Source organism: Kribbella sp. NPDC049584, assembly GCF_040675555.1.
Lineage (GTDB): Bacteria > Actinomycetota > Actinomycetes > Propionibacteriales > Kribbellaceae > Kribbella.
In genome coordinates, this window is record NZ_JBFAPF010000003.1 from 232,844 (window position 1) to 255,419 (window position 22,576).

Below are 22,576 nucleotides of genomic sequence, written 5' to 3' on the forward strand. Positions count from 1 at the left end.
CGTACCGACCCGAACGGATGCACTTCCCGATGGCCAATCTGCTGTACCGGCTCGGCCGGTTCTCCTATCAGCGCAGGCGGCTCGTGGCCGCAGTGTGGGCGCTTTTCCTCGTCCTGCTGGGCGTCGGCGCGCTGACGCTGGGCGGCAAGACCGCGAACACGTTCTCGATCCCGGGCACCGAGTCGCAGCGGGCGCTCGATGCGCTCAAGCAGGAGCTGCCGGCCGCAAGCGGTGCGTCGTCCACCGTCGTGGTGAAGGCGCCCGAGGGCAAGACGCTCGCCGACCCGACCGTGAAGGCCGCGGTCGGCGCGACGGTTGCCAGGGTCGCCAAGGTGCCCGAGGTGATCGGTGCGGTCGACCCGTTCGACAGCAAGGCGATCAGCCCGGACGGTACGACGGGACTGATCAGCGTCCAGTTCGACAAGCCGGCCGACGAGCTGTCACACGAGAGCGTCGACGGGTACGACGGTCTGAGCGGGCTGAGTTCGGGTGATCTCAAGGTCGTCCCGGGCGGGCAGATCAAGGCCGGAGTCCCCGAGATCGGTGCGACCGAGGTGATCGGTGTCGCGGTGGCTGCCGTCGTACTGGTCGTGACGTTCGGGTCGCTCGTCGCCGCCGGCATGACGCTGGTGACGGCGCTGCTCGGCGTACTGGCCGGAATGGCCGGCCTGTTCATCGTGACCGCGTTCACCGATGTCTCGTCGACGGCGCCGATCCTCGCGTTGATGCTCGGGCTTGCGGTGGGGATCGACTACTCGTTGTTCATCAGCTCGCGGCACCGCTCGCAGCTGGGTGAAGGGATGGATCCGGAGGAGTCCGTCGCGCGGGCGACCGCGACGGCCGGGTCGGCGGTGTTGTTCGCCGGTGCGACCGTGGTCATCGCGTTGGCCGGGTTGTCGGTGGTCGGCGTGCCGTTCCTGACCGCGATGGGTCTCGCCGCTGCCGCGACGGTGCTGACCGCCGTACTGGTCGCTCTGACGTTGCTGCCGGCGTTGCTCGGCTTCGTCGGGAACCGGGTGCTGCCGCGGAAGTTGCGCAAGGCACCGACCGCGGCTGTGCACAAGGAGGGGTTCGGTTTCCGCTGGGGCCGGTTGGTGACACGGCTGCGGGTGCCGATCGTTGCTGTCGGCATCATCGGGCTCGGATTCCTGGCGATCCCGGTGAAGGACATGCAGCTCGCGCTGCCGGACGGCGCGTCGGCGGCGGCCGGAACCAACCAGCGGGTCGCGTACGACCTGACGGCCGCCGCGTTCGGACCGGGCGCGAACGGACCGCTGGTGGTCGTTGTGCAGAGCAACGACCCGGTGACCTCGAACGCGCTGGCACAGCAGGTGCTGGGCAAGGCCCAGGGTCTGCCCGACGTCGTCGCCGCACAGCCCGCCGCGGCAAGTCAGGACGGTACGACACGGTTGCTGCAGGTGATCCCGAAGAGCGGACCGGCCAGCGAGGAGACCTCCGACCTGGTCAAGGACCTGCGCTCCGCGGTGAAGCCGCTCGCCACCGGCGACGCGAGCATCTCCGTGACCGGCAACACCGCGGTCGGGATCGACGTGTCGAACAAGCTCTCCGACGCGTTGCCGACGTACCTGTTCGTCGTGATCGGGTTGTCGTTCCTGCTGTTGCTGCTCGCGTTCCGGTCGGTGCTGGTGCCGTTGAAGGCGACGCTCGGGTTCGTGCTGACGATCGGGGCGACGTTCGGGATCACGGTCGCGGTGTTCCAGCAGGGCCACCTGGCGAAGCTGGTCGGGATCGACTCCCCCGGTCCGCTGGTGAGCTTCCTGCCGATCATCATGATGGGCATCCTGTTCGGGCTCGCGATGGACTACGAGGTGTTCATCGTGTCCCGCGTCCGTGAGGAGTTCGTCCACGGCCGGCACGCGAACGACGCGACCATCCAGGGCCTCGGCCACGGCGCCCGTGTCGTCACCGCAGCCGCACTGATCATGGCGTCGGTCTTCGCCGGCTTCATCCTGGTCGACGATCCGATCATCAAGGCGATCGGCTTCGGCCTCACGATCGGCGTGCTGATCGATGCCTTCGTGGTCCGGATGACGCTGGTTCCCGCGATCCTCAGCCTGCTGGGCGACCGCGCCTGGTGGTTCCCGAAGTGGCTCGACCGGATCACCCCGAGGGTCGACATCGAGGGCGAGTCACTGAACGTCCCCGATAAGCCGGAGGAGAAGGAACTCGCAGAGGTCCACTGACAGCAAAAGGGGCACCGACAGTGTCGGTGCCCCTCTTCGCGTGTCGGGCTGACAGGACTTGAACCTGCGACCCCCGGTCCCCCAGACCGGTGCGCTACCAAACTGCGCCACAGCCCGATGCTCGCCGTTGAGGTGAGCGGGCTTTACCTTACAGCATTCGGTGACCTGGTCCTGACCAGGGCACCTCAGCGCTTCTTGTTCTTCTGGCGGGCCCGGATCTGGACGTGCACCGGGCTGCCGACGAAGCCGAAGTCCTCGCGCAGGCGGCGCTCGATGAAGCGCTGGTACGACGCCTCGATCTGGCCGGAGGTGAAGATCGCGAAGGTCGGCGGCATGGTCGTGGCCTGGGTGCCGAACAGGATCTTCGGCTGCTTGCCGGAGCGGACCGGGTGCGGGTGCGCGGCCACCAGGCGGCCCAGGAAAGCGTTCAGCTGACCGGTCGGGACACGGGTCTGCCAGCCCTCGAGCGCGGCCTCGATCGCGGGCACCAGCTTCTCCATGTGCCAGCCGGTGAGCGCGCTGATGTTCACCCGCGGCGCCCAGCGGAACTGCACCAGGTCGCGGTCGATCTCGCGCTCCAGGTAGTAGCGCCGCTCCTCGTCCATCAGGTCCCACTTGTTGTACGCGATCACCAGCGCCTTGCCGGCTTCCTCGACCGCGTTCATGATCCGCAGGTCCTGCTCGGTGATCGACTGCGAGGCGTCGATGACGACCACGACCACCTCGGCCCGCTCGATCGCGGCGTTGGTCCGCAGCGAGGCGTAGTACTCGTGGCCCTGGGAGTTCTTCACCTTGCGCCGGATGCCGGCGGTGTCGATGAACCGCCACTCCTTGCCGCCGAGCGTGATCAGCTCGTCCACCGGGTCGACCGTCGTCCCGGCGACGTCGCTGACGACGACCCGGTCCTCCTTGGCGACCTTGTTCAGCAGGGAGGACTTGCCGACGTTCGGCTTCCCGACGATCGCGACCCGCCGCGGGCCGCTGAGCTCGCCGTCGCGCTCGGGCGGCGCCTCGGGCAGCGCAGCGAGCACGGCGTCCAGCATGTCGCCGGTGCCCCGGCCGTGCATCGCGGAGACCGGGAACGGCTCGCCGATGCCCAGGCTCCACAGGTTCATCGCCTCGGACTCGACACGCTGGTCGTCGACCTTGTTCGCGGCGAGCACGACGGGCTTGCCGGACTTCCGCAGTACGCGGACGACCGCTTCGTCGGCGTCGGTGATGCCGACCACCGCGTCGACCACGAACAGCACCGCGTCGGCCGCGTTGATCGCGACCTCCGCCTGGGCCGCGACCAGGGCGGCCATGCCGACCGCGTCCGGGTCCCAGCCGCCGGTGTCGACGACCGTGAACTCCCGGCCGGCCCAGTTGGCGTCGTACGACACGCGGTCCCGGGTCACGCCCGGGGTGTCCTCCACGACCGCCTCGCGGCGGCCGATGATGCGGTTGACCAGCGTGGACTTGCCCACGTTCGGCCGCCCGACGATCGCGAGCACCGGGAGCGGGCCCGTGTCCTCACGGTCGTGCGTCGGTACTTCGGTGGGCAGGTCAGTCATCAGGGTCCTTCTCGTCTCGCCAGCCCGGAAGAGGGTGGCCGGTTTCTTCGACGGCCGCCTTCACATGGGCGCGCAGCACGTCGCCGATGTGGTCGGCAACCGCCTGTACGTCGGAATGTCTCCTAGGAAAGGGTACGCGGTCGACGGCGAACGGCTCGCCATACACGATGTCGACCCGGCTCCCGGCCGGTGGATGACCCTCCACGCTACCCAACGGCAGACGTGTCCCCATCAGCGCCACCGGCAGGATCGGGGCCCCGGTGACCATCGCCAGATACGCCACGCCGATCCGGATCCGGCTGAAATCGCCCGGCCCACGGGTGCCCTCCGGGTAGATGTTCAGCACCCGCCCGTCCCGCAGCACCTGGATCGACCGCCGGACGGCGAGCATGTCGTACGACGACCGGTCGACCGGGATCTGGCCGATCCGGCGCAGGAACGCGCCCTGGAGACCGCCGAAGACCTCGATCTTGCCGAGCTGGTGCAGCATCCGCGGCGCCATCGCGCCGAGCAGCGGCGCGTCCAGCAGACTCAGGTGGTTCGGCGTCATCAGCAGCGGGCCGGTCATCGGGAACCGGTCCTCATGGTGGATGGTCAGGTTGTACTTGTGCCGGAAGTACGGCCTGGCGAGCTTCCGCATCGGCAGCGCCATCCGGTACGGCAACGGCGGCAGATCATCGGTGCGGGGCAGATCCTTGTGCCCGGTGACTTCCGCCGTCATCGATCCTGGCCTTGAGGGACAGTCTCCTTTGCCAGTCGGCTGATCGCGTCGATGACCTCCTCGAGGCTCATGTACGTCGAGTCGATCGTGACAGCGCCGTCGGAGGCGACCTGGAACTCCGACACGGTCGAGTCGTCGGCGTCGCGCCGGATGATCTGGTCCCGCAGCTGCTCCGCGGTCAACGAGCCGACCTCGGCGCCGCGGCGCGCCATCCGGGCCTCCTGGTCGGCGGTCAGCAGCACCTTCAGCTCGGCGTCGGTCGCGACCACGGTGGCGATGTCGCGGCCCTCGACCACGATCCCGCCGCTCGGTTGGGCGTTGTCGATGATGGCCCGCTGCCGCCGGATCAGCTCCTTGCGCACGTCGAGGTTGGTGGCGATCTTCGAGACCACCTCGCTGATCCGCGGCTCCCGGATCGCGGCCGTGACGTCGGTCCCGTCGGCGATCACGAACTGGTGGCCGGGGTCGGTGCTGATCTCCAGGCGCAGGTCCCGGGCCCGCTGCGCGACCGCGGCGGTGTCGTCCAGCTCCAGCCCGTGCTCGACCGCCGACCAGGTCACCGCGCGGTACATCGCCCCGGTGTCGAGGAACCGCAGTCCGAGCCGGGTGGCCACTCCGCGGGCGGTGCTCGACTTACCGGAGCCGCTCGGGCCGTCCACAGCGATGATCATGCCCCGAAGATTACCTTCGCAGGGGGACAGAATTACCGGTGGACCACCCATCCACGCTCGGTCAGCACGTCGACCAGTTGGTCGACCGAGGCGGGTTTGACGGCGAGCTCGACCTCGCCGACCGGGCGGCCCGGGCTGTGGTCGATGCGGAGATCCTCGACGTTGGCGCCGGACTCGGCCGCGTCGGCGAACAGTTTGGCCAGCTGACCAGGGCGGTCGGGGATCGTCACCAGGACCGTGACCAGGTCGATGTGCGGCGTACCGTGCTTGCCGGGGACCCGGACCGCGCCGGAGACGCCCTGGCCGAGGATCGCGGTCAGTTCGTCGCCTGCCTCTTCCTTGCCTAAGGCAACGAGGAGGCGGTCGAGCTCGCCGCGGATCTGCTCCAGCAGGCCGGTCAGCGCACCCGAGTTCGCGGACACGATCTGGGTCCAGAGCGTGGGGTCGCCGGCCGCGATCCGGGTGACGTCGCGGACCCCCTGCCCGGACAGCTCCAGGTGGGACGACGGTGCGTCGGCCAGCGTCCCAGCAGCCAGCGCAGACATCAGGTGCGGCAGGTGCGACACCCTGGCGACGCCGAGGTCGTGGTCCTCGACAGACATCTCGACGGTACGGGCGCCGGCCGCCTCGGCAAGCCGGCGTACCAGGTCGACCGCTTCCGGAGAGCTCGTCTCGTGCGGAGTGATCGCCCAGGTGGCGCCGTCGAACAGGTCGGCACGCCCGGCGAGCGGACCGTTCCGCTCGGAGCCGGCCATCGGGTGACTGCCGACGTACCGGCTGAGATCGCCGGTCAGACGGCGGGCGTCGGCGAGTGGTTTGGACTTCACGCTGGCCGCATCCGTCACCACCGCGTCGGTCTGCTCGAGCTGCTCGGCCACCACCGCGCCGACATGGTCCGGCGGTACGGCGACCACGACCAACTGCGGCTCGATCTGGACCAGGCGCGAGCCGGCACCGATCCGCTCTGCCATCAGCGCGTTGTCGGGGTTCCCGTCAACGAGCTCCACGACCACGCCCAGGCGGGCGAGCGCCAAGCCGATCGACGTACCGATCAGGCCGGTGCCGACGATGCGAACCGGACCGCGGAGCTCGCTCACTGAGCGCCCGTGAGATCTGGACGAAGGGCGACGGCACCGTGGAGGTAGACGTGCTGGATCTTGTCGCGGGAGCGCGGTGTCTCGGTGTGCACCATCAACCGGACCACCCGCGGCAGTGCGTGCGGGACCGGGATCTCCTGCATACACATCAGCGGTACGTCGGTCAGCCCGATCTGCCGCCCCGCGACGGCCGGGAACTCCGAACGCAGGTCCGACGTGACGGTGAACAGGATGCTGATCAGATCCTCGTTCTCCAGATCGTTCGCCTCCAGGACCGCCTTCACCAGCTCCGCGGACCGCTCGAGCAGGTGCTCGCGCTCGTCCACGTCCAGCTGGGTGGCACCCCGGATCGCCCGTACCGCCACGTGCTCGCCTCCATACGCCGTTTCCGGTTGGTCGCCGGTTCATCTCCCCCAACCCTAGGCCAGAGTAGTCAAGGAGTGGACAGCCGTCTCGGATCGTGCACGGCGCGAACGGGTGCGACCCTTAACCCAGCTGGGCCGCGGCGGCGTCGACCGTCTGCTCGAGCAGGAGCGCGATCGTCATCGGCCCGACGCCGCCCGGGACCGGCGTGATCAGGCGGGCCACCTCGGCCGCCTCCTCGAAGTGCACGTCGCCCACGTTGCCCTCGTTGTAGCCGGCGTCGACGACGACCGCGCCCGGCTTCAGCCAGTCGCCGCGAACGAAGTTCGCCTTGCCGACGGCCGCGATCACCACATCCGCGGTCCGGACCAGCTCGGGCAGGTCCCGGGTCCGCGAGTGCGCATAGGTCACCGTCGCGTTCGATGCCAGTAGCAACATCCCGGCCGGCTTGCCGAGGATCGGGCTGCGGCCGATCACGACCGCGTGCGCCCCTTCGAGCGGTACGTCGTACGCCGCGAGCAGCCGCATGATCCCGCCCGGCGTCGCGGACCGGAACCCCGGATCCCCGAACGCCATCGCCGCGAAGGACCGCATGGTCACGCCGTCGACATCCTTGGCCGGGTCGATCGCCTCGAACGCGGCCCGCTCGTCGATCTGCGCCGGCACCGGGTGCTGCAGCAGGATCCCGTGCACCTCCAGATCCTCGGACAGCTTCCGGATCTCGGCGACCAGCTCGTCGGTCGTCGTCTCGGCCGGCAGGACGACGCTCCGCGAGGCGATCCCGGCCTTCTTCGACCGGTTCTGCTTCATCCGCACGTACGTCGCCGACGCCGGGTCGTCACCGACCAGCACGGTCGCCAGGCACGGCTGCACGCCATACTGCTCCCGCAGCGCGGCTGCGCGCTCCGCCGCCTTGGCCACCATCTCGGCGGCGAGGTCGGTCCCAGTCATCAGCTCGGCAGTCATCTGCGCACTCCTCCTCGTCAAAGGGTGCCCAGGCGCGCGGCGAAAGCCGGATGGCAGACCGTTCCCCGGTGGTCGTCCACCTCAGCGCCAGTCGCGGTCCGCCCTCAGGATACCGGCCCGCCGGACCACCCCGCCTCTTCGATGAACCTGTCGGCCACCCCGTCGCCGATCCGGATCGGGACCTTGCTGTGCGGGAGGCGGACGTCGCGGATCTCGTTGGCCTGCGTGACCAGGTGCTCGATCTCGTCGCGGGCGGTCGCCACGTCGGACGAGTTGCCCTCCGCCTGCGCCTCGAACACGCGCAGCGCCTGGCGCAGCGCGCCGCCCCAGTAGAACGAGGCGTCCAGCCAGGGGTCGGTCTCGGCTTCGAACTCCGGGTCGATCACGCCGCTGCGGATCTGGGCGGACGCGTTCTCGATCGCCTCCAGGTACGGCTCGAGGTCAGCGATCGCCCCGGCCAGATCGCCGTCGTCCCAGGTCGCCTTGAAGGCCGCGATCTTCGACGCCAGCACCGGCGCGTTGATCAGATGCAGCTTCCCGTCGTACGTCGTCAGGTCCGCGAAGACCTCCAGCGCCGCGATGGTCGCGGCGTCTCCCCCGGCACGCTCGGCGATCGCACGGCGCCAGGACGCGTCGGCGTCGTACGTCGCGGGCTTCCAGCCGAACTCGGCGAACGAGTACAGAGCGAGTTTGCTGGCCGCGGCCTGGTTCATCGGGTTCGAGATCACGCCGACGACGTGCTCCGCCAGTCCGGGCTCGCGGCCGGTGTACGCCGCGAGCAGGATCCGGCCGTGCGCGTAGTCGTTGACCGGGTAGTTGTCCCAGATCAGGATGTCGTGCCCGAACACCGCTTTCGCCGCGGCCGCTTGTTCGCTCGTGATCCGCTCCGGAACGACCGCAGTACCGGTCCAGTGCACGATCACGGCCGGATCGAGCTGCTCCCGCAGGGCCTGCTTGTACGGCGTCTCTTCGAGGTCGTAGTACTCGGTCGGGACCATCTGCAGCGGAGCGACGTCCGGCTTGGTCGCGATCCACTCCCGCTGGACGCGGTTGCACAGGTCGGCCTGCGCGGCGCCGGCCGCGCCACCACCCGTGCCGTACTTCGTCGCGTCCTCGTCGGAGTGCCATTTCTCGTACTCGATGTCGTCGAGCGGCACGTTGAACACCCGGACGCCCAGCGCGTACAGGGCCTCGAACTTCGCGATCAGCGCCTGGAAGTCCTCGTCGGAGGTGTAGGCGATCGAGAGGCCGGGCGAGAGCGCGAAGGTGAAATCGACCTTGTTCCGCCGAGCCCGCTCGATCAGCTCGCCGAGCTCGGCCAGCTTGTCGGCCGGGTAGGGGTCGCGCCACTGTTCGCGGTGGTACACGTCGTCCTTCGGCGCGTACTGGTACGTGTTCATCTTGTGCGCGCCGAGATAGTCCAGGTGGTCGAGGCGGTCCGCATGCGACCACGGCGTGCCGTAGAAGCCTTCGATCGAGCCGCGGTACGGCAGCGTCGGCCAGTCGCGGATCTCGACGCCATCCACATGGTTGCCCTGGACAAGCTGGTCGAGCGTCAGCGCGGCGTAGTAGGTGCCGCGGGTGTCGACGCCGTCGAGGACGATCTGGTGGTCGCCGACGGCGACGACGTACCCCTCGGCCGGCAGACCGGCGGCCGGTTCGACGTCGAGACCGGTGCCGCCGAGGTGAACCGTCACCGCGGCCTCGCCGTCGACGATCGTGGCGACGCCGGCCCGGCTCAGGGTGTCGCGGACGACACGCTCGGCATCGGGATCGGTGGTCGGCCCGTGTACAAGTCCGACCGTGTCACCGAGGTCGAACCCGTCCGGACGGCTGCTGGTCTGCTGAGGCTCAGGGGTCACAGGGGTCACAGCCCTATCCACTCAGCGTGCGGACCTGCTCGTCAAGACGCCCGGGTGAGCTTCAGGACCGGGATCGTACGGATCCCCGCGGTGCGGACCTCGTACTCGGCGAAGCCCGGGTAGCGCCGCGCCTGCTCGGCGTAGATGCGGTCGCGCTCGGCGCCGGTCACCTCGTCGACGGTCACCTTGTACGTCTCGGTGCCGACCTCGACGACGCCTTCACCGGCAGCCGTGAGGTTGCGGTACCAGTCGGGGTTGGTGGGAGCGCCGCCCTTGCTGGCGAACACGTAGATGACGGCCGGGTCGGTCTCGTCGGCCAGGTACATCGTCGGGGCGATGAACTCCTGCCCGCTCCGACGGCCGACGTGATGCAGAAGCACCATGGGCGCACCCTCGAAGTTGCCGCCGACCTTGCCTTCGTTCTCCCGGAACTGGGTGATGACGTTCGCGTTCCAGTCGCTCATATCGATTCCTCCGCAGATTTTCTAGAGCAAGCCTGCGTGGTCCAACGCGAGATAGGCCGCATCAATTCCGGTCATCGCACCCGGCGTGCGCAGCTCGGCACGGAACGCGTCCACAGACAGCTCGACCGGGACACAGTCCTCGGCCTCGTCGAGTTGTTGTTTGCCGTCGGGGCGGCAGCCGCGCGCGATCGCGACGTACTTGCGGAACGTCGACGAGGCGCCGGACCACTGCCAGCCGACGACGTCGAGCGTCTCGCAGGTGTAGCCGGTCTCTTCCTCGAGCTCCCGCGCGCCGGCAACGGCCACGTCCTCTTCGGGCTCGACCAGACCGCCCGGGAGGTTCGTGACCACGCTGTCCGGGCCGGCGCGGAACATCCGGATCGTGACGATCCGGCCCTCCGGCGTCAGCGGCAGCACGGTGATCCCGGACGTGATGCCGGCCTCGGGGCCGAAGACGTCCCACTCGACCTCGCGGCCGTCAGGCATCCGGTACCGCCGCAGGCGCACGGTGAGGAAGCGCTGGAAGCCCGGCTCCTCGCCGAGCAACTCCCACGGAGCGGGATCGGCGGGCCGGGACGACACCCGAGACGACCCTTGAGATGGCTCAGCCGCCACGTTGTCGGTGACGGCTGAGGTCTCGTGCTGGTCCGTCACAGGGGACGGTTGTCGTCGGGATCTTCCGGCGGAGCGATCGGTGCATCATCCGCCGGCGGGGCGACCGGTGTGTCGCCGTCCGGCGCGCCGGTCTCCGCGGTGTCTTTCTGCTCGCCCGCGTCGGCCGGCTCGGTGGCCTCCTCGGCGGGGCGGGACTCGGACAGGATGCGGGCCAGCGTCTCCTCGGAGATCCGCTTGAACTTGCGCACCTGGGTCCGGGTCCGGTCGAGCACCGCGACCTCGAGCTGGTCCGGGGTCAGCTGCCGGACCTCGGTGCCGTCATGGCCGAGGGCGTCCACCGCGAGCCGGAGCGCGCCCGCGAGCGAGATGCCCTCGGAGTAGTGCTCGCCGATGTAGTCCGCGACCTGGTCGGCCGGGCCGCCCATCACGGCGTACCCCTGCACGTCGGCGATCGAGCCGTCGTACGTGAGCCGGTAGACCTGGTCCTCGGCCGGAGCCGCGCCGATCTCGGCGACCAGGATCTCGACCTCCAGCGGCTTCTCGCCGCCGGAGGAGAAGATCGCGCCGAGCGTCTGCGCGTACGCGTTGGCCAGCGCCCGGCCGGTGACGTCACGCCGGTCGTAGGAGTACCCGCGCATGTCGGCCAGCCGCACGCCGGCGATCCGCAGGTTCTCGAACTCGTTGTACCGGCCGACGGCGGCGAACGCCATCCGGTCGTAGATCTCGGCCACCTTGTGCAGTGCGGGCGAGCGGTTCTCGGCCACGAACAGGATGCCGTCGGCATATTGCAGCGCGATCGCGCTGCGGCCCTTGGCGATGCCTTTCCGGGCGAAGTCGGCTCGGTCCCGCATCAGCTGCTCGGGCGAGACGTAGAACGGAACGCTCATCGAAGGTGTCGTCCTCTATCAGTCGAAGGGCAGATCATCAGCACGGTCAGGTCAGGGACGTCGCGGCCGGGCCGTCGGGACGCTGGTGCCGCTGGGCCCAGGCCGCGTCGACCAGCGCCGCCACCTCGTCCTCGGGCAGCCGCCGGTAGCCGTCCGCGGTGACCACGCCGACGACCGGGAAGATCCGCCGGAGCATGTCCGGGCCGCCGGTCGCCGAGTCGTCGTCGGCCGCGTCGATCAGCGACTGGATCATCACCGTCACGCAGTCGGTCTCGGACAGGTCCTCGCGGTACAGCTTCTTCAGCGCACCGCGGGCGAACAACGAGCCCGAGCCGACGCTGTAGAAGTGGGTCTCCTCGTACCGACCGCCGGTCGGGTCGTAGGAGAAGATCCGGCCGGCGTTGATGTCGTGGTCGTATCCCGCGAACAGCGGCACCACGGTCAGGCCCTGCATCGCCATCGGCAGGTTGCCGCGGATCAGCGCGCTGAGCCGGTTGGCCTTGCCGTCGAGGCTCAGCGTCGCGCCCTCGAGCTTCTCGTAGTGCTCCAGCTCGACCTGGAACAGCCGGACCATCTCGATCCCGAAGCCGGCCGAGCCGGCGAACGCGACCGCCGAGTACTCGTCGGCCGGGAACACCTTCTCGATGTCACGCTGGGCGATGATGTTGCCCATCGTGGCCCGCCGGTCGCCGGCCATGATCACGCCACCGGGGAAGGTGGCCGCCACGATCGTCGTACCGTGCGGGACTTCGCTGGACAGGTCACCCGAACCCAGGGCCCGTCGTCCCGGCAACAGGTCGGGCGCGTGCCCGGCCAGGAAGTCCATGAACGACGAGCCACCTGGGGTCAGGAAGGCTTCCGGCAACCGGCCGGAGGCATCAGAAGTCATCGAGCGGTTCACTCCCCACCCTTTTGCACGAATCCGCGGACGAACTCCTCGGCGTTCTCCTCGAGCACCTCGTCGATCTCGTCCAGGATCGAGTCGACGTCCTCGTCGAGTCGCTCTTTGCGCTCCTGGACGTCCTCCGACGCCTCGACCTGCTCGACCTCTTCCTCGGTCGACGAACGCTTGGGCTGCTTGTGCTGCTGCCCGCCGTCTTTCGCCATGGCACACACCTCCTAAAACCGCTGGGAAGGCCGCCCAACCGGCCCTCCTATAGCGACCCTACCCGGCGGCGCCCCCAGTAATGGTGCGAACCAGGTCACTGGCGGTGTCGCATTGGTCAAGAAGTGCTCCGACGTGCGCTTTCGTACCCCGCAACGGGTCCAAGGTCGGGATCCGTTGCAGTGACTCCTTACCCGGCAGATCGAAGATCACCGAGTCCCAGGAGGCGGCCGCGACCTGCGGCGCGTACTGCTGCATGCAGCGGCCGCGGAAGTACGCCCGGGTGTCGATCGGCGGGTGCGCGACCGCCATCCGGATCTCCTCGTCGGTGACGATCCGCTGCATCCGGTTGGACTTCACCAACCTGTAATACAGGCCCTTGTCCGGGCGCAGGTCGGCGTACTGCAGGTCGATCAGGTGCAGCTTCGGGTCGTCCCACTCGAGGCCGTCGCGGTCGCGGTACTGCTGGAGCAGTTTGTACTTCGCGACCCAGTCGAGCTGGTCGGACAGCTTCATCGGGTCGATCGCGAGCTGGTCGAGGATCTGCTCCCACCGGTGCAGCACGTCCTTGGTCTGCCGGTCCGCGTCGTCGCCGTACTTGTCCTCGACGTACTTGCGGGCCTGCTCCAAGTACTCCGCCTGCAGCTGGACGGCGGTGATCTTGCGGCCGTCCTTCAGCGTGAGCAGATGCGTGCAGGACGGGTCGTGGCTGACCTCGTGCAGCGCGGACACCGGACGGTCGACGCCCAGGTCGTCGGTCAGCCAGCCGTCCTCGATCATCGCGAGCACGAGCGACGTCGTACCGACCTTCAGGTACGTCGAGATCTCGGACAGGTTCGCGTCGCCGATGATCACGTGCAGCCGGCGGTACCGATCCGGATTCGCGTGCGGCTCGTCGCGGGTGTTGATGATCGGGCGCTTGAGCGTCGTCTCCAGGCCGACCTCGACCTCGAAGTAGTCGGCCCGCTGGCTGATCTGGAAGCCGTGCGCCGCGCCGTCCTGGCCGATGCCGACCCGGCCGGCGCCGGTGACCACCTGACGGCTGACGAAGAACGGCGTCAGGTGGCGCACGATCGACGCGAACGGCGTGGACCGGCGCATGAGGTAGTTCTCGTGCGAGCCGTAGGATGCGCCCTTGTTGTCGGTGTTGTTCTTGTACAGATTCAGTTGGGGGGCGCCGGGGATCAGCCGGGCCTGGCGCGCGCCCTCCATGATCACCAGTTCGCCGGCCTTGTCCCAGACCACCGCGTCCCGCGGGTTCGTGGTCTCCGGAGCGGAGTACTCCGGGTGGGCATGGTCGACGTACAACCGGGCGCCGTTGGTGAGGATCACGTTCGCCAGGCCGGTCTCCTCGTCGGTGAGCTGGCTGGAATCCGCCACCTCCCGGCTCAGATCGAAGCCTCGCGCGTCGCGTAGCGGGTGCTCCTCGTCGAAGTCCCACCGCGTCTTGTGCGCGAGCGGCTGCGTCTGCGCGTAGCCGTTCACCACCTGGCTCGAGGTCAGCATCGGGTTGGCCCCGGGCTGGCCCGGCACCGAGATCCCGAACTCGGTCTCGGTACCCATGATCCGCCGAACACTCATGCGAACGAGCCTACGCGGTACCGGCGACTAGGGCATGCCTCCCGGTCCCGCGCCGTCGCGAGCAGGTGCTCGGTGCGGTGCATCGGCGTGCGGGGGCGAAGGGGTCGATGCGGAGCATCGTTCCCTTTGCACCCGTGCGGCGAGGTGCCGTGCCGAGTGCCGCGCAGTAGGCGTGGGACCGGGAGGCATGCCCTATAGGGGTTGCTGTGTCCACAGGGTTACGTGTGAGACTGCGCGCGTGGACGAATTGGTGGCGATCCTGGACGACGACAACCAGGTCACCGGAGCCGTGCCACGGTCGGTGATGCGGCGCGACAACCTGCGGCATTCCGCCACCGGAGTAGTCGTCCGGAATCCGGCCGGTGACATCTACGTGCACCGCCGTACGCCGATCAAGGACGTTTACCCGAGCCACTACGACTTCTCCGCCGGCGGGGTCGTCGCGGCCGGTGAGGACCCCTTCCACGCCGTCGTACGGGAGTTGGAGGAGGAGCTCGGGATCTCAGGCGTCGAGCTGACCCGGTTGCCGGAGGGCGACTACGCCGACGACCACACGCGGTACCACGCATACCTGTACACGTGCGTCTGGGACGGCCCGGTGCGGCACCAGCCGGAAGAGGTCGAGTGGGGTGCGTGGATGTCCCCTGCCGAGCTCGTCGCCAAGCTGGACGACCCCTCGTGGCCGTTCATGCCGGACGCGGTCGGCCTGCTCGGTGCGTACGTCCGGAGCCTGGTGTGACGATCCTCGAGGGCTGGGACAGCGAAGCGTGGATCGAGGGTCCGTGGATCCACCGCTCCCCACGACGGCCCGCGGTGCGACCGCGCCTGCTGGCCGAGGCGACGCTCCTCCCCTGGCTCGCTCCGCAACTGCCTCTACCGGTCCCGGTGCCTGAGCTGACAGACAGCGGCGTACGGCACCTGATGCTCCCCGGCTCACCCTTCACCGACGGCCGTACGGCGATCGGCCGCGAACTGGGCGCCTTCCTGAAGGCCCTGCACGCCGTGGACCTGGTCGAAGCGGTCGCACGCGGTGCTCTGGACGCCGCCACAGCGGATGCGGAGAAGGCGAGCTTCCTGGAGGACTGCAGGACGCAGATCGTTCCGCTGCTCCCCGCAGAGGCCCGGACTCGGGCGCTGGACTTGCTCGATCGCGTCGCCCGCGTCCGCACGTCGTTGATCCATTGCGATCTGGGCCCCGATCACATCCTCATGACCGACGGCCGGATCACCGGCATCATCGACTGGACCGATGCCGTCATCGGCGACCCCGCCCTCGACCTCTGCTGGCCCCTCAACGACGCCCCGGCCGCCGTCCGGGCCGGCCTGCTGGACGTCTACCAACCCACCGCTGACCAGGTCGAACGCGCCGCGGACTGGGCCCGCCTCTCCCCCTGGTACGGCGTCCACCGCGGTCTGCTCCTCAACCTGCCCGACGACGTCGCCGACGGGCTGCGAGACGTCCTGAGCCGGCTCTGATGCAACCGTCTGTCCGGTGGCCGGTCACTAGAGGGTGTGAAGATCACCCTGACTGACGATACGGAGCCGGCCATGGCGGCGGGATCCGACCAGGAGCTCTGGGAGCGGTTGCGCGTCGGGGACCATTTCGCACTCGGCGAGCTGTTCGACCGGTACGCGGACGACGTACGAGCGTTCGCGTTCCGGCGTACGGCCTCGTGGAGTACTGCCGACGACGTGGTCCAGTCGACGTTCCTGAGCACCTGGCGGCGCTTCCAGCGCAATCCACCGGGCCCCCTGACGGGTTTCAGTGCACGCGGCTGGCTGCTGATGGTGGCCGGCAACGAGTGCAAGTCCATCTATCGGACGGCGAGCCGGGTGCGCAGGCTGCTGGACCGCCTGCCCGACCCCGGGCCTGACAGCGACCACGCCCCCGAGGTGGCCCGCCGGCTCGACGACGAGCGCCAGATGTCGGCCGTGCGTCGCGCCGTGGCCAAACTCCCCCGGCACGAACGCGAGACGCTCGAGCTCGTCGTCTGGTCCGGTCTGACGATGACCGAGGCCGCGGACGCCCTCGGCGTACCGGTCGGGACCGTGAAGGCCCGCCTGCATCGCACCCGTCGCCGTTTCCCCGATCTACTCACCCGGGTCGCCCTCAACGAGGAGCTCTCATGAACACCGAACTCGAACCACCGCGTGTCCCCCCGTTGACCCCAGCCGAGCGCTCCCGCCTCCGCAACCAGGTCATGGACCGCTCACGCCCCACCGAACACCGGCCCGCGCGGCGGTGGATCGCCCCGGCGATCGCCGTCGGAGCCGTCGCCGCCGCCGTGGCCGGTACCCTCGTGATCACCAACCGGGCGCCCTCGGACCCCGGGGTAGCCGGGACTCCTCCAGCAGCAACTCCGACCATGGTCCGAGCAGGTCTCCCGGTCGTGCCGGACGCCGAGGCGGTCGCCGCGTTCACGAAGTCGTGCGAGCGCCGCATGCAGACGAAACTCGTCCGGCCGCTGAGGGTGGCCTGGGCGCGGCGAGTGCCGGCCGCGAATCCCAACGCCACCGACATCCTGGTGGTCGTCATTGGGGCCGCCGCCTCGGGCGTCGCCACCTGCGTGGCCCCCGCTGGGGCGGGCGGGTGGCGGCAGTGGGATCCGTCAGCGCTCTCCGTGCCGACGAAGAAGCAGGGCCTCGTCGGCGTTTCCGGCGGCATCGCAGGCGGGACCGCCGGCTCGACGCCTTCGCGGATGTGGACGCTCTACCGGGCCCGTCCGGAGATCGCCCGCATCGAGTCGCGCCTGGTCTCGAAGGGCACCGCGAGTTCCTGGCAGGCAGGCTACCTCGACGACGGCTACGCCTACGTGGACAACCGGGTCGCTGCGGCCATCGATGTCATGGGCGTGCAACAGGAGGTACGAGCGTACGACGCCCAGGGGCGGCCGGTCCCGGTCGAGCAGAAGACGAAGTAGCGCGTCAGCGGCGGCGTGACATGGTGCGGGCGAAGTTGATGCCGACCAGGCCGATCCAGGCGATCAGCACCCCGAACGGCCCGATCATGCCCGCCGCGATCGCGGTGATCGGGATGGCCGCGAGAATCGACACGATCGCCAGCGCCAGTCCGCCGGGGTCGGTCTCACGGCTGGGGTGCCGTCGCGCGGCGGGCTCGGCGTACGGGCCGACGCGTCGCTGGACATCCCGGGCATCGAGCTTCTCCAGGAAGCTGTCGATGATCTCGTTCTCGTACTCCGGCCCCAGCTCCTGCCGAGCCGCCACCGCGGCCCGCAGGTCCTTCCGCACCTCGTCCGTCGCCATAACAGCAAGCTAAGCCCGCCTGACCGCCGTACCAATCGGGGAAACCCCCCGATCACACCGGGGGTTATACCTACCCCCGGCGGCCCGACGGCAGAACGACGAACCGCCCCTGGACGCTCGGTCCAGGGGCGGTTCGCGGTGTCCTACAGGTACTGACCGGTGTTGGTCGCGGTGTCGATCGAGCGACCTGGCTCGGTGCCCTGCTTGCCGGAGATGAGCGTCCGGATGTAGACGATCCGCTCGCCCTTCTTGCCGGAGATGCGGGCCCAGTCGTCCGGGTTGGTGGTGTTCGGCAGGTCCTCGTTCTCCTTGAACTCGTCCACGCAGGCCTGGAGCAGGTGCTGCACCCGCAGACCCTTCTGGTTCTCGTCCAGGAAGGCCTTGATCGCCATCTTCTTCGCCCGGTCGACGATGTTCTGGATCATCGCGCCCGAGTTGAAGTCCTTGAAGTACAGGACCTCCTTGTCACCGTTGGCGTAGGTGACCTCGAGGAAGCGGTTCTCGTCGGCCTCGGTGTACATCCGCTCGACCGTGCGCTGGATCATGCCGTCCACGCACGCCTGCCGGTCGCCGCCGAACTCGCCGAGGTCGTCCTCGTGCAACGGCAGTCCGCTGGTCAGGTACTTCGAGAAGATGTCCCGGGCCGCCTCCGCGTCGGGGCGCTCGATCTTGATCTTCACGTCCAGCCGGCCGGGCCGCAGGATCGCCGGGTCGATCATGTCCTCGCGGTTGGAGGCGCCGATGACCAGCACGTTCTCCAGGCCCTCGACACCGTCGATCTCGCTCAGCAGCTGCGGAACGATGGTGTTCTCCACGTCCGACGACACACCGGATCCGCGGGTGCGGAACAGCGAGTCCATCTCGTCGAAGAACACGATCACCGGCATGCCCTCGGAGGCCTTCTCCCGGGCCCGCTGGAAGACCAGGCGGATGTGCCGCTCGGTCTCACCGACGTACTTGTTCAGCAGCTCGGGGCCCTTGATGTTCAGGAAGAACGACTTCTGGCCCTCGGTCCCGGTCCGCTCGGCGACCTTCTTGGCCAGCGAGTTCGCCACGGCCTTCGCGATCAGCGTCTTGCCGCAGCCGGGCGGGCCGTAGAGCAGCACACCCTTCGGCGGCTTCAGCTCGTGCTCGAGGAACAGGTCCTTGTGCAGGTACGGCAGCTCGACCGCGTCCCGGATCTGCTCGATCTGGCCGGTCAGGCCGCCGATCTGGGTGTAGTCGATGTCCGGGACCTCTTCGAGGATCAGCTCCTCGACCTCGGACTTCGGGATCTTCTCGTACACATACCCGGAGCGGGCCTCGAGCAGCAGCGAGTCGCCGGCCCGCAGCGGCACGTCGAGCAGCGGCGACGCGAGCCGCACCACCCGTTCCTCGTCCGCCTGCGCGATGACCAGCGCCCGCTCGCCGTCGGCGAGCAGCTCCTTCAGCATCACCACGTCGCCGACGACCTCGAAGTCGCAGGCCTCGACCACGTTGAGTGCTTCGTTCAGCATCAGTTCCTGGCCGAGCCGGAGCGCGTCCAGGTCCACCGACGGGCTCGCCGCGACCCGGAGTTTCCGGCCGCCGGTGAACACGTCCAGCGTGTCGTCTTCATTGCGTCCGAGGAAGGTGCCGAATCCGGACGGCGGTTGCGCCAGCCGGTCGACTTCCTCCTTCAGGGCGATGATCTTCTCTCGCGCCTCCCGCAGCGTGTCGGCCAGCCGCTCGTTCTGAGCGGTGACACTCGCCAAGGAGGCCTGTGTTTCGGACAGCCTGCTCTCGAGCGACCGGCTGTCTGCCGGGTGCTCGAGCAGCCGCCGTCGCAACGCCGCGACTTCGGCTTCCAGGTACCGGACCTGGTTACGCAGTTCTGCCGCGGTAGGACTCTCGTCTCCAGCCACGATCATCACCTCACCATGTGGGGCTCGACCCTATGGACCTTACCCAGAAAACCTCGCCGGGCAAGCTGAATCCCATCACGTGTCGGTTGCGGATGAACCAGTTGCCTTCGGCATGTCGTCGGTTGATTCCGAACGGGCCTCTTCGCGTCGGGGCCCGAGGTAATCGTCGCCGTACGCGCCAGGCGCGGGGCGTCGCTTCTTCCGGGGTGCCTGCACCCCGTGCGCCATCCTTCGTGCTGTGACCAGGAAGGCGGTGTGACCTTGCATCCGGTGGCCCGGACGAACCGCAAGGCCTTCTACATGCCAGTCTCGCACGAGAGACTCCCACGCGCGCGGCTCGGTGAACTCGCCGTGTGCCCTCAGCGTCTCCACGAAGCGGCTCAGCTGCGTCGTGGTGGCCACGTAGGCACAGAACACCCCACCGGGCGAAAGAGCCTCAGCGACGACGTCAACGCACTCCCACGGCGCCAGCATGTCGAGCACGACGCGGTCCACGTCCTGCTCGTTCAGCTTCTCGACCAGGTCACCGACCTCGAGCCGCCAGGCCGGGTGCTCCCCGCCGAAGAAGCCGGTCACGTTCTTCCGCGCGACCTCCGCGAAGTCCTCCCGGCGCTCGAACGAGATCACCTGTCCGTGGATCCCGACCGCCCGCAACAGAGCCGTGGTCAGCGCGCCGGAACCGGCGCCCGCCTCGACCACCTTGGCGCCGGGGAAGATGTCGGCCATCGTCACGATCTGCGCCGTGTCCTTCGGGTAGATCACCGCCGCGCCGCGCGGCATCGAGACCGAGTAGTCGGCCATCAGCGGACGCAGCGCCAGGTATTCGACGCCGCCCTTGGACCTGATCACGACCGCGTCCGGGCCGTCGATCAGGTCGTCGTGCGCGATCCCGCCCTTGGTGGTGTGGAAGATCTTCCCGCGCTCCAGGTTGACCGAGTGCCGGCGGCCCTTCGAGTCCTGCAGAGTGATCCACTCGCCCTCCTGCAGCGGTCCGTGATGGACCCCGGAGAACGCCTGGTCGGGAAAGTCACGCAAGTCAGCCATAAGGCGCTCACCCTAACTTTCGGTCACCGCAACCGAGTAATCAGCGCGAACGGAAGGCGCGTTCCACGTCCGCCGTCGCGAGGACGCCGTACACCGCGCCGCTCGCGTCGAGGACGAGGTACTCCGAGGCCGGGTGCTCGCGCAACGTGGCGAGGATCTCCTCGCCGGTGTCGTTGACACCGATGATGTGGCCCGCGCCGATGGCGGTCGAAACCTCGCTGACCGTGGTCCACGGCCGCTGGTTCGGGGCGACGGCCGCGACCGCGGTCTCCGACACGAGGGCATGCGGCTTGCCTTCACCGTCGATCACCACGACCGCGCCGGCCTGGGTCTGCCCCGCGATCCGGACCGCCTCGGCGATCGGCGTGCCGGAGTGTACGGCGACGGCGCGGCGGGCCAGCGTACGGACCTGGAGGCTGGGGAGCTTGCGCCGTAGCCGGGCCTGCATCAAGGACGTGGTCGAGCCGGTCCACAGGAAGAAGCCGACGAGCAGCGCGATGATGAAATCGATCATCGACGGCTGCCAGCCCCAGATCTCCTGGAGCAGCACCGGCACCGCGAGCACCGAGAGCGCGAGCAACCGGCCGGCCCACGCGGCCACGATCGTGCCGGTGTGCATGTTGCCGGTGAACTTCCAGACGATCGCGCGCAGTACCCAGCCGCCGTCCAGCGGCAGACCGGGCAGCAGGTTGGTGACGCCGACGATCAGGTTCGCGATGCCGAGCTCCCACAGCGCGACGTACCCGACGCCCTCGTCGAAGGCGCGGGAGCCGAGGTACGCGAGGCCGCCGACGACCAAAGAGGCGATCGGGCCGACCACCGAGACGGCGAACTCCTCGAGCGGTGACTTCCGCTCGCCCTCGATGTGCGTGCCGGCCGCGAAGAAGCCGAGGTTGATCTCGGAGACGCCGATGCCGAACCGCAACGCCATCAGCGCGTGCGCCAGCTCGTGGACCAGGATCGACAGCGTGAACGCGACCACGAACGCGAACGCCGCGGCGTACCGCCAGCCGCCGAGCTCGGGGAACTGCTGCCCGATGATCGCGGCGAACCCGACCGCGAGCAGCATCGCCACCGGCAGCCAGGTGAATCGCATCGTCAACCGGATCCCGCGGACACGACCGAGCACCCAGGTCCCCGGCGGTGGTGGGCCGGCCGGCTGGGCGGGGTTCTGGGGATCACGCGAGTCTGGCATCAAGCCAAACCTACTTTGCCGTCGGTAACTCCGTGCTACCTACCCACCGGGCGAGCCGGGATGTACCCCTGATCGACATCTCCGGCAATTTTCCACAGGACTTTCCACAGGGGCTTTTCCACAGGCCGGTGTGGGGTGCGCGCGAAGTGTCGGCGGTTATGCCTAGGGTTCCGGTATGAGCGTTGCAGCCGTAGCCGATCCGCATGAGCACTCGCGTGGGGCGTTGTCCCCGTCCCGAGCGGCGGATTTCATGAGCTGCCCGCTGAAGTACCGGTTCCGCGTCGTCGACCGGCTGCCGGAGAAGCCGTCGGCCGCCGCGGTGCGCGGGACCGTCGTCCACGCCGTGCTGGAGCGCCTGTTCGATCTTCCTCGCGGGCAGCGGACGCTGGAGCAGGCGTCGGAGCTGCTCGAGCCGCAGTGGCAGCGGATCCTCGAGGAGGAGCCCGAGGTCGCCGAGCTGTTCGCCGAGGACGCGAGCGGCGACGAGCTGGCGAAGTGGCTCGCCGAGGCACACGAACTGCTCGGCAAGTACTTCACGCTCGAGGACCCGAACGCCCTGGAGCCCGCCGAGCGCGAGCTGTACGTCGAGACCGCCCTGGACTCAGGCCTGGTGCTGCGCGGGTACGTCGACCGTCTCGATGTCGCGCCGACCGGAGAGATCCGGGTCGTCGACTACAAGACCGGTCGCTCGCCGTCGGAGTTCTTCGAGGCCAAGGCCCTGTTCCAGATGAAGTTCTACGCGCTCGTGCTGTGGAAGCTGCGCGGTGTCGTGCCGGCCATGCTCCAACTGGTGTATCTGGGCAACGGCGAGATCGTCCGCTACATCCCCGACGAGGCCGACCTCCGCGCCTGCGAGCGCAAGGTCTCCGCGCTCTGGATCGCGATCACCCGCGCCCTCGACTCCGGCGACTGGCGTCCCAGCCCGGGCCCGCTCTGCGACTGGTGTGACCACAAGCCGCTCTGCCCGGCCTGGGGCGGCACACCTCCGCCGCTCCCGACCCGCTCGGTCGAAGAGGTCGCCGCCGAGTCGGCCGGCATCGACCTGATCACAGTTGACGGCTGAGTCGCCGGCTGATCCGCACCTCTACCCGGCCGGAGGAA

23 protein-coding genes, 1 tRNA gene and 1 riboswitch are annotated in these 22,576 nt (G+C 68.9%); of the genes, 6 read left to right on the top strand and 18 right to left on the bottom strand.

The genetic code is table 11. From position 1 onward, the window contains the following. Nucleotides 1-29: 29 nt before the first annotated feature. Nucleotides 30-2,204: an MMPL family transporter gene (locus AB0J62_RS12895; RefSeq protein ID WP_363868471.1), complete on the top strand. Its 2,175-nt coding sequence runs from the start codon at nt 30-32 to the stop codon at nt 2,202-2,204. Between the two features lie 43 nt (nt 2,205-2,247). On the opposite strand, the gene AB0J62_RS12900 is transcribed toward AB0J62_RS12895, so the two are convergent. The 14 genes from AB0J62_RS12900 to dop all read right to left on the bottom strand — a co-directional run bounded on the left by AB0J62_RS12900 (nt 2,248) and on the right by dop (nt 14,089). Continuing rightward, nucleotides 2,248-2,321, bottom strand: a tRNA-Pro gene (locus tag AB0J62_RS12900). A 68-nt stretch (nt 2,322-2,389) separates the two neighbouring features. Beyond that, nucleotides 2,390-3,757, bottom strand: a complete 1,368-nt coding sequence (gene der, locus AB0J62_RS12905) for a ribosome biogenesis GTPase Der (protein ID WP_363868474.1) — start codon at nt 3,755-3,757, stop codon at nt 2,390-2,392. Then, nucleotides 3,750-4,478 carry a lysophospholipid acyltransferase family protein gene (locus AB0J62_RS12910; RefSeq protein WP_363868477.1) on the bottom strand — a complete coding sequence of 243 codons (729 nt, stop codon included), beginning with the start codon at nt 4,476-4,478 and terminating at the stop codon, nt 3,750-3,752. The genes der and AB0J62_RS12910 overlap by 8 nt, the downstream gene beginning before the upstream one ends. Beyond that, a complete protein-coding gene (gene cmk / locus AB0J62_RS12915) occupies nt 4,475-5,149 on the bottom strand; it encodes a (d)CMP kinase (RefSeq protein WP_363868480.1) in 675 nt (224 codons plus the stop codon). The genes AB0J62_RS12910 and cmk overlap by 4 nt, the downstream gene beginning before the upstream one ends. 32 nt (nt 5,150-5,181) lie before the next feature. Then, complete coding sequence (locus AB0J62_RS12920; RefSeq protein WP_363868483.1) at nt 5,182-6,246, bottom strand: prephenate dehydrogenase; 1,065 nt, start codon at nt 6,244-6,246, stop codon at nt 5,182-5,184. Beyond that, on the bottom strand, nt 6,243-6,611 hold the full coding sequence (aroH, locus tag AB0J62_RS12925; RefSeq protein ID WP_130385491.1) for a chorismate mutase: 369 nt from the start codon (nt 6,609-6,611) through the stop codon (nt 6,243-6,245). Before aroH ends, AB0J62_RS12920 begins: the two co-directional genes overlap by 4 nt. Before the next feature lie 121 nt (nt 6,612-6,732). Next, on the bottom strand, nt 6,733-7,575 hold the full coding sequence (locus AB0J62_RS12930) for a tetrahydrofolate dehydrogenase/cyclohydrolase catalytic domain-containing protein (RefSeq protein ID WP_363868486.1): 843 nt from the start codon (nt 7,573-7,575) through the stop codon (nt 6,733-6,735). 19 nt (nt 7,576-7,594) lie between these two features. Further along, a riboswitch (ZMP/ZTP riboswitch) is annotated at nt 7,595-7,680 on the bottom strand. Beyond that, a complete protein-coding gene (locus tag AB0J62_RS12935) occupies nt 7,680-9,446 on the bottom strand; it encodes a beta-N-acetylglucosaminidase domain-containing protein (RefSeq protein WP_363868489.1) in 1,767 nt (588 codons plus the stop codon). Its footprint overlaps the riboswitch before it by 1 nt. 32 nt (nt 9,447-9,478) lie before the next feature. Next, nucleotides 9,479-9,901, bottom strand: coding sequence for a nitroreductase family deazaflavin-dependent oxidoreductase (locus tag AB0J62_RS12940; protein ID WP_363868492.1), 423 nt, complete (start codon nt 9,899-9,901; stop codon nt 9,479-9,481). A 21-nt stretch (nt 9,902-9,922) separates the two neighbouring features. Further along, complete coding sequence (locus AB0J62_RS12945) at nt 9,923-10,483, bottom strand: NUDIX hydrolase (protein ID WP_134100836.1); 561 nt, start codon at nt 10,481-10,483, stop codon at nt 9,923-9,925. Between the two features lie 68 nt (nt 10,484-10,551). After that, nucleotides 10,552-11,403: a proteasome subunit alpha gene (gene prcA, locus AB0J62_RS12950; RefSeq protein WP_363868496.1), complete on the bottom strand. Its 852-nt coding sequence runs from the start codon at nt 11,401-11,403 to the stop codon at nt 10,552-10,554. Nucleotides 11,404-11,449: 46 nt separating this feature from the next. Beyond that, nucleotides 11,450-12,292: a proteasome subunit beta gene (gene prcB, locus AB0J62_RS12955; RefSeq protein WP_363868499.1), complete on the bottom strand. Its 843-nt coding sequence runs from the start codon at nt 12,290-12,292 to the stop codon at nt 11,450-11,452. Between the two features lie 8 nt (nt 12,293-12,300). After that, complete coding sequence (locus AB0J62_RS12960; RefSeq protein ID WP_130448384.1) at nt 12,301-12,510, bottom strand: ubiquitin-like protein Pup; 210 nt, start codon at nt 12,508-12,510, stop codon at nt 12,301-12,303. Between the two features lie 58 nt (nt 12,511-12,568). Then, the gene (gene dop / locus AB0J62_RS12965) at nt 12,569-14,089 is read right to left on the bottom strand and encodes a depupylase/deamidase Dop (RefSeq protein ID WP_363868502.1); all 1,521 of its coding nucleotides are present in this window, start codon (nt 14,087-14,089) and stop codon (nt 12,569-12,571) included. Nucleotides 14,090-14,327: 238 nt separating this feature from the next. Here dop and AB0J62_RS12970 point away from each other — a divergent pair, with 238 nt between their 5' ends. The 4 genes from AB0J62_RS12970 (at nt 14,328) to AB0J62_RS12985 (ending at nt 17,010) form a co-directional block, all read left to right on the top strand. Continuing rightward, nucleotides 14,328-14,828 (top strand): NUDIX domain-containing protein, encoded by a 501-nt coding sequence (locus AB0J62_RS12970; RefSeq protein WP_363868505.1) that lies wholly within the window; start codon nt 14,328-14,330, stop codon nt 14,826-14,828. Continuing rightward, on the top strand, nt 14,825-15,565 hold the full coding sequence (locus AB0J62_RS12975) for a phosphotransferase (RefSeq protein WP_363868508.1): 741 nt from the start codon (nt 14,825-14,827) through the stop codon (nt 15,563-15,565). The genes AB0J62_RS12970 and AB0J62_RS12975 overlap by 4 nt, the downstream gene beginning before the upstream one ends. 72 nt (nt 15,566-15,637) lie before the next feature. Further along, entirely contained in the window at nt 15,638-16,219 is a 582-nt protein-coding gene (locus tag AB0J62_RS12980) for an RNA polymerase sigma factor (protein WP_363868511.1), read from the top strand. Then, a complete protein-coding gene (locus tag AB0J62_RS12985; protein ID WP_363868514.1) occupies nt 16,216-17,010 on the top strand; it encodes a hypothetical protein in 795 nt (264 codons plus the stop codon). Before AB0J62_RS12980 ends, AB0J62_RS12985 begins: the two co-directional genes overlap by 4 nt. A gap of 4 nt (nt 17,011-17,014) precedes the next feature. Here AB0J62_RS12985 and AB0J62_RS12990 read toward each other — a convergent pair whose 3' ends face one another. From AB0J62_RS12990 to AB0J62_RS13005, 4 genes are all read right to left on the bottom strand, one after another. Further along, on the bottom strand, nt 17,015-17,353 hold the full coding sequence (locus tag AB0J62_RS12990) for a hypothetical protein (RefSeq protein WP_363868517.1): 339 nt from the start codon (nt 17,351-17,353) through the stop codon (nt 17,015-17,017). Between the two features lie 143 nt (nt 17,354-17,496). Further along, nucleotides 17,497-19,242 carry a proteasome ATPase gene (arc, locus tag AB0J62_RS12995; protein WP_363868521.1) on the bottom strand — a complete coding sequence of 582 codons (1,746 nt, stop codon included), beginning with the start codon at nt 19,240-19,242 and terminating at the stop codon, nt 17,497-17,499. A gap of 69 nt (nt 19,243-19,311) precedes the next feature. Continuing rightward, entirely contained in the window at nt 19,312-20,280 is a 969-nt protein-coding gene (locus AB0J62_RS13000) for a tRNA (adenine-N1)-methyltransferase (RefSeq protein WP_363868524.1), read from the bottom strand. Nucleotides 20,281-20,320: 40 nt separating this feature from the next. Beyond that, nucleotides 20,321-21,475: a M50 family metallopeptidase gene (locus AB0J62_RS13005; RefSeq protein WP_363868527.1), complete on the bottom strand. Its 1,155-nt coding sequence runs from the start codon at nt 21,473-21,475 to the stop codon at nt 20,321-20,323. Between the two features lie 175 nt (nt 21,476-21,650). Here AB0J62_RS13005 and AB0J62_RS13010 point away from each other — a divergent pair, with 175 nt between their 5' ends. Beyond that, a complete protein-coding gene (locus AB0J62_RS13010; RefSeq protein ID WP_363868530.1) occupies nt 21,651-22,538 on the top strand; it encodes a PD-(D/E)XK nuclease family protein in 888 nt (295 codons plus the stop codon). Nucleotides 22,539-22,576: the final 38 nt, after the last annotated feature.

Excerpts from the sequence above, each read along its gene's own strand:
- AB0J62_RS12895 (WP_363868471.1), top strand. The coding sequence starts at position 30 with ATGGCCAATCTGCTGTACCGGCTCGGCCGGTTCTCCTATCAGCGCAGG.
- der (WP_363868474.1), bottom strand. The coding sequence starts at position 3,757 with ATGACTGACCTGCCCACCGAAGTACCGACGCACGACCGTGAGGACACG.
- AB0J62_RS12910 (WP_363868477.1), bottom strand. The coding sequence starts at position 4,478 with ATGACGGCGGAAGTCACCGGGCACAAGGATCTGCCCCGCACCGATGAT.
- cmk (WP_363868480.1), bottom strand. The coding sequence starts at position 5,149 with ATGATCATCGCTGTGGACGGCCCGAGCGGCTCCGGTAAGTCGAGCACC.
- AB0J62_RS12930 (WP_363868486.1), bottom strand. The coding sequence starts at position 7,575 with ATGACTGCCGAGCTGATGACTGGGACCGACCTCGCCGCCGAGATGGTG.
- AB0J62_RS12940 (WP_363868492.1), bottom strand. The coding sequence starts at position 9,901 with ATGAGCGACTGGAACGCGAACGTCATCACCCAGTTCCGGGAGAACGAA.
- prcA (WP_363868496.1), bottom strand. The coding sequence starts at position 11,403 with ATGAGCGTTCCGTTCTACGTCTCGCCCGAGCAGCTGATGCGGGACCGA.
- prcB (WP_363868499.1), bottom strand. The coding sequence starts at position 12,292 with ATGACTTCTGATGCCTCCGGCCGGTTGCCGGAAGCCTTCCTGACCCCA.
- AB0J62_RS12960 (WP_130448384.1), bottom strand. The coding sequence starts at position 12,510 with ATGGCGAAAGACGGCGGGCAGCAGCACAAGCAGCCCAAGCGTTCGTCG.
- dop (WP_363868502.1), bottom strand. The coding sequence starts at position 14,089 with ATGAGTGTTCGGCGGATCATGGGTACCGAGACCGAGTTCGGGATCTCG.
- AB0J62_RS12980 (WP_363868511.1), top strand. The coding sequence starts at position 15,638 with ATGGCGGCGGGATCCGACCAGGAGCTCTGGGAGCGGTTGCGCGTCGGG.
- AB0J62_RS12985 (WP_363868514.1), top strand. The coding sequence starts at position 16,216 with ATGAACACCGAACTCGAACCACCGCGTGTCCCCCCGTTGACCCCAGCC.
- AB0J62_RS12990 (WP_363868517.1), bottom strand. The coding sequence starts at position 17,353 with ATGGCGACGGACGAGGTGCGGAAGGACCTGCGGGCCGCGGTGGCGGCT.
- arc (WP_363868521.1), bottom strand. The coding sequence starts at position 19,242 with ATGATCGTGGCTGGAGACGAGAGTCCTACCGCGGCAGAACTGCGTAAC.
- AB0J62_RS13000 (WP_363868524.1), bottom strand. The coding sequence starts at position 20,280 with ATGGCTGACTTGCGTGACTTTCCCGACCAGGCGTTCTCCGGGGTCCAT.
- AB0J62_RS13005 (WP_363868527.1), bottom strand. The coding sequence starts at position 21,475 with ATGCCAGACTCGCGTGATCCCCAGAACCCCGCCCAGCCGGCCGGCCCA.
- AB0J62_RS13010 (WP_363868530.1), top strand. The coding sequence starts at position 21,651 with ATGAGCGTTGCAGCCGTAGCCGATCCGCATGAGCACTCGCGTGGGGCG.